At 38.0% G+C, this 13,328-nt stretch carries 11 protein-coding genes and 1 rRNA gene; 2 read left to right on the top strand and 10 right to left on the bottom strand.

From position 1 onward, the window contains the following. Positions 1 to 54 precede the first annotated feature (54 nt). Positions 55 to 170: ribosomal RNA gene (gene rrf, locus PH4a_RS11725) — 5S ribosomal RNA — on the top strand. A gap of 135 nt (positions 171 to 305) precedes the next feature. Here rrf and PH4a_RS11730 read toward each other — a convergent pair. From PH4a_RS11730 to PH4a_RS11750, 5 genes are all read right to left on the bottom strand, one after another. Beyond that, on the bottom strand, positions 306 to 533 hold the full coding sequence (locus tag PH4a_RS11730; protein ID WP_129039939.1) for an NUDIX hydrolase: 228 nt from the start codon (positions 531 to 533) through the stop codon (positions 306 to 308). Between the two features lie 60 nt (positions 534 to 593). Then, complete coding sequence (locus PH4a_RS11735) at positions 594 to 941, bottom strand: YfiM family lipoprotein (RefSeq protein ID WP_129039941.1); 348 nt, start codon at positions 939 to 941, stop codon at positions 594 to 596. Between the two features lie 130 nt (positions 942 to 1,071). Further along, positions 1,072 to 2,430: a CDP-diacylglycerol--serine O-phosphatidyltransferase gene (pssA, locus tag PH4a_RS11740; protein ID WP_129041894.1), complete on the bottom strand. Its 1,359-nt coding sequence runs from the start codon at positions 2,428 to 2,430 to the stop codon at positions 1,072 to 1,074. Between the two features lie 188 nt (positions 2,431 to 2,618). Beyond that, positions 2,619 to 5,279 (bottom strand): bifunctional acetate--CoA ligase family protein/GNAT family N-acetyltransferase, encoded by a 2,661-nt coding sequence (locus PH4a_RS11745; RefSeq protein WP_129039943.1) that lies wholly within the window; start codon positions 5,277 to 5,279, stop codon positions 2,619 to 2,621. 28 nt (positions 5,280 to 5,307) lie between these two features. Beyond that, entirely contained in the window at positions 5,308 to 6,009 is a 702-nt protein-coding gene (locus tag PH4a_RS11750) for a tRNA-uridine aminocarboxypropyltransferase (protein ID WP_129039945.1), read from the bottom strand. Between the two features lie 351 nt (positions 6,010 to 6,360). On the opposite strand from PH4a_RS11750, the gene PH4a_RS11755 reads away from it, so the two are divergent. Continuing rightward, the gene (locus PH4a_RS11755) at positions 6,361 to 7,524 is read left to right on the top strand and encodes a tRNA/rRNA methyltransferase (RefSeq protein ID WP_129039947.1); all 1,164 of its coding nucleotides are present in this window, start codon (positions 6,361 to 6,363) and stop codon (positions 7,522 to 7,524) included. A 97-nt stretch (positions 7,525 to 7,621) separates the two neighbouring features. Here PH4a_RS11755 and emrB read toward each other — a convergent pair whose 3' ends face one another. The 5 genes from emrB to PH4a_RS11780 form a co-directional block, all read right to left on the bottom strand. Next, positions 7,622 to 9,100, bottom strand: coding sequence for a multidrug efflux MFS transporter permease subunit EmrB (gene emrB, locus PH4a_RS11760; RefSeq protein WP_420874847.1), 1,479 nt, complete (start codon positions 9,098 to 9,100; stop codon positions 7,622 to 7,624). A gap of 57 nt (positions 9,101 to 9,157) precedes the next feature. Then, positions 9,158 to 10,333 carry a multidrug efflux MFS transporter periplasmic adaptor subunit EmrA gene (emrA, locus tag PH4a_RS11765; RefSeq protein WP_129039949.1) on the bottom strand — a complete coding sequence of 392 codons (1,176 nt, stop codon included), beginning with the start codon at positions 10,331 to 10,333 and terminating at the stop codon, positions 9,158 to 9,160. 194 nt (positions 10,334 to 10,527) lie between these two features. Then, positions 10,528 to 11,055 carry a transcriptional repressor MprA gene (gene mprA / locus PH4a_RS11770; RefSeq protein WP_064719276.1) on the bottom strand — a complete coding sequence of 176 codons (528 nt, stop codon included), beginning with the start codon at positions 11,053 to 11,055 and terminating at the stop codon, positions 10,528 to 10,530. A gap of 492 nt (positions 11,056 to 11,547) precedes the next feature. Beyond that, positions 11,548 to 12,756 carry an MFS transporter gene (locus tag PH4a_RS11775; protein ID WP_129039951.1) on the bottom strand — a complete coding sequence of 403 codons (1,209 nt, stop codon included), beginning with the start codon at positions 12,754 to 12,756 and terminating at the stop codon, positions 11,548 to 11,550. A gap of 179 nt (positions 12,757 to 12,935) precedes the next feature. Continuing rightward, positions 12,936 to 13,328 carry a hypothetical protein gene (locus PH4a_RS11780; protein ID WP_129039953.1) on the bottom strand — a complete coding sequence of 131 codons (393 nt, stop codon included), beginning with the start codon at positions 13,326 to 13,328 and terminating at the stop codon, positions 12,936 to 12,938.

A 13,328-nucleotide genomic window follows, 5' to 3' on the forward strand; every position in this document is an offset into this window, starting at 1 on the left:
TTGAATTACTGGTTACGCAGAGAGATTGGCGTAACGGGTAATAAACAGAATTTGCTTGGCGGCCATAGCGCAGCGGTCCCACCTGATCCCATGCCGAACTCAGAAGTGAAACGTTGTAGCGCCGATGGTAGTGTGGGGTCTCCCCATGTGAGAGTAGGGAACTGCCAGGCATTAAATAAGACGAGAAAGCCAACCCACTGGGTTGGCTTTTTTGCGTTTAAATTTTAGTATTTTTTAAAAAGTGAGAAATAATCGTTATCACTCTGCAATCTTGGATTATTTTATAATTTATTTAAAGATAATTATTAAATAATACCTTGGCTCCAACGTGTAAATTGATTAAATCCCATATGTTTTAATATATAGCAAAACCATACACTGTAATCAGAGGGGTTTTCTTCAATATCTTGATAAAGAGAATCGAGAGATATCCAACGATAATTCATTACTTCATTTGGGTTACACTGAGGGGTTTGATCACTGAAACCAAGGTATAAATGATCAAATTCATGTTCTATCAGATTATCTGTCACTTTTTCATTATATAGAACTTGTAGGATTTTTATCCTAGTCTATTATTTGCTTTAATTTATCTACTTTAATTGCTGATAAAGCAAAGATCCCGCAGCTGCCCCTGCAATATCATAAGCAAAATCATGCCAACTCCACCCAGTGCCTTCAGGGCGGCTATCATATAATTCTTTTGCTGCACCTAAAGCGATTGAAAAACTCAATCCTATTAGTAACCCCTCTCTATGTCCGTAATTTTGATGGTCTGCATAAGCATTAGCTCCCGCAGCAGTAGCCATAGAAAAAAGGAAATGCTGAGCTTTATCTTTACCTCGCCAATTGTCATTAGCAAAATGAAATGATTGGCAGCCGGTTAAAAGCGAGCTTGAAAATAAAATAATTAAATAGGCAGATTTAAGTTTTAGTTTCATAAAAATGAAATTTTTTATAGATAAATAAAGAATAATTAATGAATTTATTAAGTATAGAAGAGGATAATTAAAAATAAAAAAAACCTTACTTAAAAGTAAGGTCTAAGATAAAGTCTGTTAGATGATAAAATTAAAGAATGCGGCTAATTAATCTGTCTACACGAATACGACGTAAGCGCTTAATCAATTTTTTTATTTTAATTGGGTAAAGTTTAATACTTTCTAGATCTTGATAATGTTTCACAATAACCGTATGTTCACGAATACAGGCTAATTCCTTATGGCGTTGTTCGTGTAACTCATGGTTTGGGTCATGAATTAATACTGCATTCTCTAAATCTAATCCCCATGCACGAGGGTTAAGATTATTGCCAGTAATTAATTGCCATGTATCATCAACCCACATACCTTTTAAGTGATAGGTATTATCGCTATCCTTCCAAAGGCGAATGGTTAATTGGTTGTTATCTACAAATCGTTGAAAACGAGAAGTAAATTTACGTAGATTCATTTCATAAAGATAAGGTAATGCACCAATAATTTTAAAAGGTTCTTCTGGCGGAATATAAAAATCATTTGCCGTTTTATCACCAATAATAATTTCTACTTGTTTGCCATTTCTTAATAAATGACTAATTTGGCGAACAAGAATTGCGGGCAAATTAAAATAAGGTGTACAAATAACTAATTTTTCTTCTGTGATCGCCATAAGGTGGGAAATAGTCTTATTAAGAAGATTTTTTTTACCTAATCCCATCAAAGGTGTGACCGCTAATTCATTGTTAGAAGCATTGCCTTTAATATCGTACCCATCACGTATGCGAAGATTAAATCGAAATTGTCGTATATGATTTTTGATCTCTGCACAGCGGACTCTATCTTTAATATCGAGTCGTTGGATAGCATCAGATTGTAATAAATCCGTAATAACAAATTGCTTCATTGTTGCTGCAAGTTCAGCATTATGAATAATGTGATACCGGTCATAACGATATTTATCGAGCTTATGCAAGTAGACATTATTGATACTTGCACCACTATAAATAACTGTATCGTCGAAGATAAAGCCTTTTAGGTGTAATACACCTAATGCTTCTCGTGTATTCACCGGAATACCATAAATAGGAACTTCTACGCCAGGGTGTTGTTGTGCAACCTGGTAGTACCAATCTGCGTTGGTGGCATCTGAAGCGACACCAATACGCCCACGTTGTGCTCGATGCCAATCAACAATAACAGTAATGGATAATTCAGGTCGTTGTTGTTTGGCAGCATAAAGTGCAGCAAGGATCTCTTCACCTGCTTCATCATGTTCTAAATAAAGCGCAGTAATAAAGATTTCTTTCTCTGCTTGAGCAATATATTTCAATAAGGTGCTGCGAAACGCGGACGTCTGATAAAGCGTTTCAACATCAGCAACTGACTGAGCTAATTTAGGCAGTTGTGCAAGGTGTTGTTGATGCTTTGCAAGTTTTAATTTAGACAACATCACAGTGCTTATTTCTCTTGTTTATGATGGCAGATGGAGCCACCGTCCGTAATTAAATTTTCTTAAACCGATCTGTCGATCATAACATTAGTTATATGGTATGTACGCATAAAATCATCATATCTTGCTAATTTCTCAAAGGATACGTGAACTATCACACATGGAAACTTTAGTCGATGATAATAACATTAGGTCGCTTTTAATGGTTCAAGAAGCAAGTCAAGATTAACAATTCCTTCATCGAATTGTACCTCAACAGAAAAGCCTAGTTTTTTGGCTAAACTGATCATATTTCGATTTTCAGGCATAGTAATTGCTGTTAAACGTTTAATACCATGTGTTCTAGTATAGTTGATAAGTTTCAGCATAAGCTGATGACCAAGTGTATTTCCTTTTAAATCGGAACGAACCAATATGGCGAATTCAGCTTGTTGATTATCAGGATCAGCCATTGCACGAGCAACACCGATGATCTCTGGTCGACTATCAGAATGTCGTATTGCCACAAAAGCCATTTCTCGGTCGTAATCAATTTGCGTCATATTTGCTAGATCGTCATGAGTAAACTCACTTATTTCACTAAAGTAACGGTAATAAAGATCTTCTTTTGTTACTTGGTTGATGAAAATTTTTAATAAAGGCTCATCCTCAGGCAAGATTGGGCGAATAAAACAAGGATTGTTATCCCTTAATAAAAAAGTTTCTTCGAGTTCATTAGGATAAGGGCGAATAGATAAACGTTGATGAGGGTCGCCGCTTAATGGCGCTAACTCCATTGCAACATCTAATAAGGTAAAATCATTACCAGAAACTAATAATGGATGAATATCTAGCCGAATTATTTGAGGACAGTCTAATAATAAATGTGAAACTTGAACTAAAAAGTGGCTTAAACTCAAAATATTTAATGGCTGCAAAGTGCTTCTTGGCTGTATTTTTCCACTCTTAATCGCATTAATCACTAAATATCGCGCAAGTGCCATATTCAGTGGTGGTAATGCGACAGCGGCCTTGGTTTCAATTTGCCATTCAACACCGCCTTCGCCCAATAAAATAAGAGGGCCAAAGATAGGGTCTTGTTCGATAGCTACTCGTAACTCTTGAGAGCCTGCACGATTAGCCATGCTTTGTACTAATAAGCCTTGAATTTGAGCTTGAGGATAATGTTCACTTACTCGCTCAATAATTGCATGAGCTGCAGATTCGACTTCTATTTTATCCCTTAAATAGAGCATGACCCCTTGGACTTCTGATTTATGAGGAATATCAGATGAGCGTAGCTTCAACGCAACGGGATAACCGATTTTTTCGGCAATACTAACAGCTTCTTGCGCATTATGAGCAATCCATGTTGGTAATGTATTGAAACCATAGGCTTCCATAATAGGCTGCACTTGGTGTGTATCAAGCCGATATTGTTTTTTTTCTAGAGCTTCTTCAATACAGCGATGTGCTTGCTGCGTATTCATTTTGACATCTAAAGGTAAAGCTGGCGTTTCTTTGAGTTGTTTCTGATTTCGGCGATATTCCACCATGTGCATAAATGCAGTTACGGCACCTTCTGGCGTACGATAAGTCGGAATACCTGCTTCACTAAACAATTTACGTGACTGCTGAGAAGAATATTCTCCTCCCCAATTAGTAAAAATAGTTAACCATTTTCTTCTAGGATGTTTTGCAATTGTTTCGATAACCTTTTGGGCAGTTTCAATACTCGGTGCTATCGCACTAGGAGTATGAATTAACAGTAATGCATCATGATCATGACTATCTAACAAGCAGTTAAGGGCGGCGATATAGCAGTCTACTGTTGTATCATCACCCAAATTAAGTGGGTTACGAATAGTATTTTTTTCTAGCACCACTTTTTGTAGTTGCTGCTGCGTTTCTTCAGATAGTTGTGCCAGTTTACCCGATTGTAGAAATAGCTCATCAACCGCCATTGCCGCAGGTGCTGAGCCATTACTCATAATCATTAATCTTTCGCCTTTTAAAGGCGTCATATAACTAAGTGTTTCAACGGCAGAAAACATTTCATGGGTATCTTGTACTCGCAGTAATCCCGCACGTTGAAAAGCCGCGTCATAGGCAACATCATAACTTGGTGTATCACCTAATAAGAGTTGCGCTCTTTGGGTTCGCCCGCTTTTAATCACCAAGATAGGTTTATTGCGAGAAGCACTACGGGATGCCGACATAAAGCGTCTCGCGTCATGAATATGTTCTAAATGTAATAATATGGCGCTTGTTTTACTGTCTCTAGCTAAAAAATCAAGTAGATCATCCACTTGAATATCTTGGTTATCACCTAATGCGATAAAATAAGAAAATCCAATATTACGATAATAGGCCCAATCTAAAATCGTGTTGGCAACGGCTGCTGATTGTGAAATAAAAGCCAGCTTCCCTTTTTTCACAGGAAGAGGGGAGAAACTGGCATTTAAACCTTGCCACGGTGCCAATAATCCTAAGCTATTAGGACCAAGCAAACGAATATGATATTGCTGACAAAGCAGCTTTATTGGTTGAAATTGCGCAGGCTGCGCTGAAAGTACAATGACTGCTTTACAGCCAGACTGACCAAGTTGTTCAAGTAATTCAAGGTTTCGATGATGATGAGTACAAATAATCGCTAAATCAGGAATTTGGGGTAATTTATCGATAGATGGATAAGTGAAAACACCAGAAACTGAGCCTCGAGAAGGATTAACCGGAAACACAGGACCATTAAATCCACCACTCAGCAGGTTTTTCATCATGGTTGTACCTGCGCGGCCTATTTTATCAGAGGCGCCAATAACAGCGATTGATTTTGGGCGTAATAGTGCTTCAAGACCTCTTTGGCTCATATCAACTCCTGAACGTTGCAATAATCATTTATTCAATGTAGCTGATTTGTTCTTCTTTTGCTGGGTGTCTGTCTGGTTTTCCACGTAAATATTGTTGACGAAAGTAGGCAAAATGAGAAAACAGCTGTTGTGCAGCTTGGCTGTCATTCATACTTTCTAAAATAGAGGCGGCAACTTCTGCGGTACAGTGTTGATCTTCTCTTGCCGCTTGGCGAAGAATATACTCACTTTTTGTTGCTTCATTAATAGAAAATAACGGTAATGAATCAAGGTAAGGGCTTTTGCGAAACATTTTTCGTGCTTCTGCCCATGTGCCATCCAGCATAATGAAAAGTGGTGGCTTGCTATTTTCTGGTACTTGGTTATAAACCACCCGATCACTCGGTGCATAACTTTCGGGAAAAACAACGTAAGCTTGGCGTAATGGGTGGTTAATTGCATCTAACAACGCTTTTTCAGGATTAGTGCGTGACCATAAAAAAGCCAGCGTGTCTGGTAATACATCGGCAATTAATTTACCTGTATTACTGGGTTTCATTACCTCAGTATCATACATCATTAAACAAAAACGGCTTTTGGCTGTTTGAGCGACAATGGTTTCACATAAACACAGTGTTTCTGGTAACAAACAAAAGGAGCAACGTATTACACGAAAGCCTCTCGCTTTAAAAGGGCGAGTTGAAATAGATAATCGATATTGACGAAGTCGAGACACTGCATTGTCACGCATAACAGAAAGACCAAAATCGTAAAAAAGAAGCGAATGGTATCACGATAGGAAGAAACAGACCACGGAGTGTCTTTTTATAAACAAGTTATTAGTGAAAACGCATTAAATTGAAGATAAACCTGATGAGAAGAAAGTCAGAAAATTTTATCATCACCAACGTTTAATTTGCTATGCCCTATTTTTATAGCTTGTTTTTTATAAGAAAATTAGCATTTATCGCTTACCGATAAAAATGATGAAATTGATTATTGTTTGATTATGATTAGTTTATCTATTCCTGTGCGTGATTCTCTCGGTGACAGTTGCTAAACTATCAGGTAATCTGCGCCCCTATTGCAGTTGGAGAGACAAATGAACGATTCCTATCAAGGTAAAAACGGCAAAGTAAAAGTGATGTACGTCCGTAGTGAAGACGACGCCGATAATAAACCTAAAAAACCATCCCGCCGTCCTGAAAATGGTCGTGGTGATAGCCGTGATACCAAACGCGGTGATAACCGTGACGACAAAAATCGTGATAATAGACGTGGTGATAACCGCGACGATAAAAATCGTGATAACAGACGTGGTGATAACAAATTTTCTCGTCGTGATGACCGTGGTGCAGGTAAGCCTTCAGGGCGTGGCACATCACGTAATGAGACCAAACCCGCTCGTGATGATGAAGGTGGTAGCTTTTCACCTTGGAAAACAGTTTCTCGCCCTGCTGGTGAAGAGGCAATTAAAGAGCACGATGGTATTACCGGTAAGAGCCAAATTGATCCTGAACAGTTGCGTCGTCAGCGTTTAGAAGAAACCCGTATTTATGGGGAAAATGCGTGTCAGGCTATGTTTAAAAACCGTCCTGATGCAATAGTTCGTGCATGGTTCTTACAAGATGTAACACCACGTTTTCGTGATGCATTAAAATGGATGGCGGCCAACCGTAAAGCCTACCACGTTGTTGAAGAAGAAGAGATGGTAAAAGCCGCTCGCACAGACCATCATGGTGGTGTCTGCTTCCTTATCAAAAAACGTGCAGGCCATGATGCCCAAACATATTTGAATGATGCACCTGAAAAAGATTGTGTATTAGCACTTGAAGATGTGGGTAATCCACATAATGTTGGTGCAATTATGCGCAGTTGTGCACACTTTGGTATTAAAGGCGTGATTTCTCCTGATTCAGCAGTATTAGAGTCTGGTGCCGCTGTACGTACTGCTGAAGGTGGTGCGGAATATATTCAAGGTATTGATGCGGATAACTTTACTCAAACTTTAGACCAATTCAGAAAAGCAGGTTATACGTTAGTAACAACTTCTAGCCATAAAGGCAGTGTGCCATTAGCTAAAGCTCAGTTACCTGCAAAAATGGTGTTGATTTTAGGCCAAGAGAAAGATGGTTTAAGCGAAAGTACTTTAAATCAAGGTGATATGAGTATTTATATTGGTGGCACAGGACATGTTGAAAGTCTGAATGTTTCTGTTGCTTCAGGTGTATTACTTGCAGAATGGTGGCGTCAACACCAGAATTAGTCGCAACTTATATTGTTTAAGTTATGATAAAAAACCCCGTTTAAAACGGGGTTTTTGTTATCTGTAATCGAATATTTTTACGATGTATTAAGAAAAATTATTTTCCTGGTGAGAAGGGCGGTCTGGCAAACCAAACAACCACCATCATGATAAGGAAGATACCCGCGGCCAACCAAAAAATCTCATTAGCTGAAAGAATAAGTCCTTGTTCTGTGATGGTTTTAGCAAGGTATGCTGAGGTTTGTTCATTAGAAAGACCTAACTCACTCATTTGCTGATAAACCATTTGTGAATCTGGATCAAAAGGATTGATTTTTTCCACAAAAGTTTCGTGGTGTAGTGATTCTCTTTGCGTCCAAATAGTGGTCGTTAATGAAGCACCTATCGCTCCCGCTAATGTCCTTAAAAAATTCGATAAACTGGATGCCGAAGCCATTTTCTCTGGCGGCAATCCTGATAATGTCATGGTGGTTAAAGGCATAAAGAAACAAGCAACCGCTAAACCTTGCCAAAACTGAGGCCAGGCTACAGTTGCAAAATCCATTCCTGGCTCGAAAGTGTAAGCTCGCCAGTAAAAACAAACTGCAAACATCACAAAGCTAAAGCTAATGATATAACGTAGGTCAACTTTGCCACCAAATTTACCAATCAGAGGTGTGATAATTAAAGGTAACAAGCCTACTGATGCCGAAGCCAGCCCTGCCCAAGTTGCGGTATAACCAAAAACTTCTTGTAAGAGTAGCGGAAGTAGAACGATAGTCCCAAAGTAAATCATATACGCGAGACTTAGCGTGACACACCCAATGGTAAAGTTACGACTTTTAAATAAAGACAGGTCGATAACAGGGTGGTCATCAGTGAGTTCCCAAACAATTAAGAAGCTTAATGCCACGACAGCAACAATAGTGAGTATGATAATTTCAGTTGAATTAAACCAATCTAGCTCTTTGCCCTGATCAAGCATTATCTGTAGCGCACCAATACCTACCACTAATAATACTAAGCCGATAGTATCAATGGGTTTGATTTCTGTTTTTGTTTCTCGCCCTTTTAATGTGTTTGAAATACACATAATGATCAACACACCAAACGGAACATTAATAAAGAAAATCCATCCCCAATGATAGTTATCACTAATATATCCACCCAAAATTGGGCCTAAAATAGGCGCGACAACGATAGTCACTGACCATAAAGCCAATGCCATATTACGTTTTGCTGGTGGATAGTTATTTAATAATAAACTTTGTGATAACGGGATAAGTGGGCCTGCAACCAATCCTTGAAGAACACGAAAGAAAATAAGCATTTCCAAACTTTGTGAAATACCACAAAGCCAGGATGTTAATGCAAAAAGCGCCGTTGACCACATAAATAGTCGAACTTCGCCTATACGTTTTGCAAGCCATCCAGTAATTGGAATAGAAATTGCGTTAGCAACACCAAATGAGGTAATAACCCAAGTGCCTTGAGAATTCGAGGCACCAAGGTTTCCTGCAATAGTTGGTATTGCTACGTTAGCGATAGTAGAATCAAGAACTTGCATAAAGGTTGCCAACGCTAATGCGATGGTCATTATGGCAAGTTTTCCTCCTTGTAATGGCTGTTTAATCACCTTTACACCTCGCCTTTATTATCCAGCATTTTGTTCAATGATTTCATTGATCAATTTATTTATTGCTGACATATCAATAGTAAGGGCGTCAGTATGATAAGCAGGAGTTTGGCGTTCGCTTTGTGATAGGACTTTGCCATCAAGGTTAATGGTATCAACAGTTACTTCTGTGGAAAGCCCAATACGCAAAGGTTTATCTGCGATTTCTTTTGTATCAAGAGCGATACGAACAGGTAAGCGTTGTACAACTTTTATCCAGTTACCACTGGCATTTTGTGCTGGTAATAAGGAAAACGCGCTGCCTGTTCCCATATCTAGCCCCTGCACTGAGCCATGATAAATTACTTTTTTACCATAAAAATCAGTGGTGATCTTAGCGGGCTGACCAATACGCATATTGGCAAGTTGCGTTTCTTTAAAGTTGGCATCAATCCACATTCCTGTTGCTGGAACAACGGCCATTAAAGGTTTTCCAGGAGAAACTTGTGCGCCAACTTGTACACTACGGCGTGAGATATAACCCTCTGCTGGGCTCAGAATTTTAGTTCTCTCTAATGTCAACCATGCATTGCGTACATCTGTTGCTGCTTGTAAAACAGGAGGTTGCTGAGCTATTGGCGTATTTAAGATAATTGCTTGATTCGCATTATATTGTTCTTTAGCAACATCTAAAGCCGCCCTTGCTGTCGATACGGCTTCTCTGGCATGTTGAAGTTCTTCTTTACCAATTACATTGCGTTCGCCTAATACTTCACGGCGTCGTAGGTCATTTTGTAATTTTGTGAGTTCGGTTTCACGTAAAACAATATTAGCTTTTAATTGGCGACCATTAATTATTTGTTGATGCATTTGACGAACGCTATTTGCTAATGCCGTTTTTGCTTTTTCCAAGGCGAGTTCTTCATCACGAGGATCTAACTGTACGAGTGGCTCACCTGCTTTTACATAATCGGTGTTATCAACATAAACGGTTACCACTGAACCTGAAATTTGTGGCATAACCATAATTTGATTACCAGTAACATATGCATTGTCGGTTGTTTCGTGATGTCTTAATACGGTAAACCAATAAGCTGTATAAGCAGCACCCGCAACAACAAATAAGAAGGTAAGTAGCAATAAAACATTCCGGCGAGTTCGTTTTTTATTGCGAATGGGGGTCTGAGGGGGGGTATTTTCCTCATTAACACTCATTTAGAAGATCTCCATAGAAACCAGAAAAACATCATCAGATATGTTTCCAGTATTGACACTGGAAACATAGGTATAAGGTTAATCTTAGAATAATTATTATCGTGAGGAGCAGATTATAATGGCTAATGAGTAAGTATGTTTGCCGATTTATGGCGTAAATAGGATTAGATCAATAAAACTATTTATTCCGTTGCTTATTCACAGCCTTTTTCAGCTAAGGTATCGAGTTGTAACAGCAGTTTACGCATCAATGATTCTAGTTCTTTTTGTTCATGAGAGTCTAGAACTGACCAGATTTTTTTCAGACATTGATGTTGCGGCGGTAACAAGCTGTTTAAAAACTCTTCACCTGCGTCGGTAAGATGAAGATGTAAACAACGACGGTCATTGTGACTTTCGCGACGTTCTATCCAACCTTGTTTTTCTAACTCATCAGCGATACGAGTAGCATTTGTTCTAGAAGAACCTAATGCTGCACTAAGCTCTGAAGGCTGTATGCTGCGGTTTTCTGTTGTATCTAAAATCATTAGTGCCATAAATAGCGTCTCGTTGATACCTTGAGACTTCAACATATTATTACGACTTTCAAGAAGTTTGCTTTGTACGTGCATAGAAAGGCGGGTTAACAAAATTTCTTGATAAGGAATATCCTTGTTAAGCGATTTCTGTTGTGTAGCGCGAGTGTTTAGTAATTCTTCTGTTGGCGTAAATGAGCTTTCCATTTTTAGACACCTTGTTAGTTTCGAAAATTAGGATAACTGCTGTTATCAACATGTTAAATGGTATATTAAACACACAATTTAGCAATTTTTATTATTTATAGGCACTCTATTTTTTTGATTATGCTACCTGATTCATAAATTTTATGAATGATAACACAAAAAAATGGATCGGTGCTTATCTCTTTGCAATAAGTTAACAAAATCAATTTATCACTTATTCGACAATGAATAATAGTCTATTTGTGAAAGAATGGATCGTTTTTTACGATAATACACGTAATAAACTTATTCCATTATGGAATAGTTACATTGATTACATTAGCATTAAGAAATTATATTTTTAATAGTTTATGGGCAAGATTGATATAATTTTCTTAATAAAGAATGAATTGATGATATACATCAATAGTAATCACGCGGTTAAAACATTCATGTTTTATTCTGATTGGCGAGGAAGTAGAGGAATAAAATAACCATCCTTGGTAAGAATAATTATTTAGTCTGAATAATTGGATCATTTTTATAACCTAATAACCAGACAGTCAGTCCTAAGACACCGATAACTAAACCTGCTATAGAAACACCAATCCATCCATATTGATGATAAGCATATCCTGATAATAACGATCCTAAAGCACCACCAATAAAGTAGCTGGTCATGTAAGCTGCGGTTAACCGGTTTCTGGCATCAGGTAAAATACGATAGATAGTACTTTGATTGGTAACGTGTACACCCTGAACAGCTAAATCTAGCAGAATAACACCAATAATAAAGCTTACGACACCAATCCAGTGGAAATAAGGAGCAATAATAATAAAGCACCATGAGATAAACAAAATGATTAGTCCAACGGTTGTTGTTATTTTTCCTTTTCCTTTATCAACCCATCCACCCGCTTTACTCGCCATTAATGCGCCAGCAGCACCAATCAGGCCAAATAACCCAATGACGGCATCTGAATAATTAAATGGATTTGATGACAATAAAAATGCCATTGATGTCCACAATAAACCAAAGTGTGCAAAAATAAGTGCGCCAATTAATGAGCGTGTTCTTAATACTGGTGTTATGGCAAATAGTTTAAAAATAGAGCCTAACAGTTGAAAATAATTGAGTTCAGTTTGGCTTTTATAGGTTGGTAAGCAGCGCCATAAAGTGATTGCTAAAATAGCCAAACATACACTGGCAACCCAGAAGATTCCTTGCCAATTAGTAATGGATGCCATTAATCCTGAAACGGTTCTTGCGAGTAAAATACCAAGCAATAAACCACTCATAATAGTACCAACAGCTTTTCCTCTTTGATGAGGTGCGGCAAGCGTTGCTGCAAAAGGAACCAGTATTTGGGCAACAACTGAAAACATACCTGATAATGCTGTACCAAGTAGCATTATCCAAATATTAGAAGCCATTGCGGTGACTAATAGGCCACTAGCGGAAATTAATGTCATGGTAATAATTAGCGAGCGACGTTCAAAAATATCGCCAAGAGGAACTAAAAGCATTAACCCAATGGCGTAGCTTAATTGCGCTGTTGTAACAATAAAACCTGCCATCGTGGCTGAAATATCAAAATAAGTCGCGATAGAATCGAGAAGAGGTTGAGCATAGTAGTTGCTGGCAACAACCATACCTGTAGCAACCGCCATTAAAAGAATAAGTCCCTTACTGAGGGAAGTTTGAGGTACTGTTTTTTCCATAATATTCAAAGCTAATATTTAATAATGTGAATGATAGTAGCATGAGTTATTTTTTTGCGGAAAGAAATACTATGACAGATATGTCCAATTAATTTGAAATGTTAAAAGGTATCTTGGTGATATTATGCATTGTTTTATCTAGCAAATAGGACTATTTAATTATCACTAAATCGTTACTTTTAAAAGAGTAGTGTCAGTAAAAACCATCCCCATTGAATTAAAATACCTAGCAATGAAAGAGTAAATAGACGTTTGGTGCCTAGCCAGCGTGCTTTCATGGTGATTTTTTTAGGGCGAGCAGGAAAAAACAGTTGTAAGCCTTCATCAAAACTTTCGCCGTCATGATAGCGATAAAGAGTACGGAAAAAACAGCTATCTAACCACAAACGAAAGAGATGATATTGTGTGAATAAAAATAATAAAGAAGCAACCAAAAGACTAAATTTACTGATAATAGCCAACGTTAAAAAAAGAAAAACGCCTATAAAAGGAAGCAGTGATAAAAACAGTAAATAACGCCAGCTTTGGGTTAGTGTAATGATGGTTTCACCGCTGGTTTTTGTTGTTAGCAT

The organism is Proteus hauseri (assembly GCF_004116975.1).
In the GTDB taxonomy this organism is placed as follows: Bacteria; Pseudomonadota; Gammaproteobacteria; order Enterobacterales; family Enterobacteriaceae; genus Proteus; species Proteus hauseri.

What these genes read in the sequence shown, in the direction of transcription:
- PH4a_RS11735 (WP_129039941.1), bottom strand. Translation starts at nt 941, where the DNA reads ATGAAACTAAAACTTAAATCTGCCTATTTAATTATTTTATTTTCAAGC.
- pssA (WP_129041894.1), bottom strand. Translation starts at nt 2,430, where the DNA reads ATGTTGTCTAAATTAAAACTTGCAAAGCATCAACAACACCTTGCACAA.
- PH4a_RS11745 (WP_129039943.1), bottom strand. Translation starts at nt 5,279, where the DNA reads ATGAGCCAAAGAGGTCTTGAAGCACTATTACGCCCAAAATCAATCGCT.
- PH4a_RS11750 (WP_129039945.1), bottom strand. Translation starts at nt 6,009, where the DNA reads ATGCGTGACAATGCAGTGTCTCGACTTCGTCAATATCGATTATCTATT.
- PH4a_RS11755 (WP_129039947.1), top strand. Translation starts at nt 6,361, where the DNA reads ATGAACGATTCCTATCAAGGTAAAAACGGCAAAGTAAAAGTGATGTAC.
- emrB (WP_420874847.1), bottom strand. Translation starts at nt 9,100, where the DNA reads ATGACCATCGCATTAGCGTTGGCAACCTTTATGCAAGTTCTTGATTCT.
- emrA (WP_129039949.1), bottom strand. Translation starts at nt 10,333, where the DNA reads ATGAGTGTTAATGAGGAAAATACCCCCCCTCAGACCCCCATTCGCAAT.
- mprA (WP_064719276.1), bottom strand. Translation starts at nt 11,055, where the DNA reads ATGGAAAGCTCATTTACGCCAACAGAAGAATTACTAAACACTCGCGCT.
- PH4a_RS11775 (WP_129039951.1), bottom strand. Translation starts at nt 12,756, where the DNA reads ATGGAAAAAACAGTACCTCAAACTTCCCTCAGTAAGGGACTTATTCTT.
- PH4a_RS11780 (WP_129039953.1), bottom strand. Translation starts at nt 13,328, where the DNA reads ATGCTAACAACAAAAACCAGCGGTGAAACCATCATTACACTAACCCAA.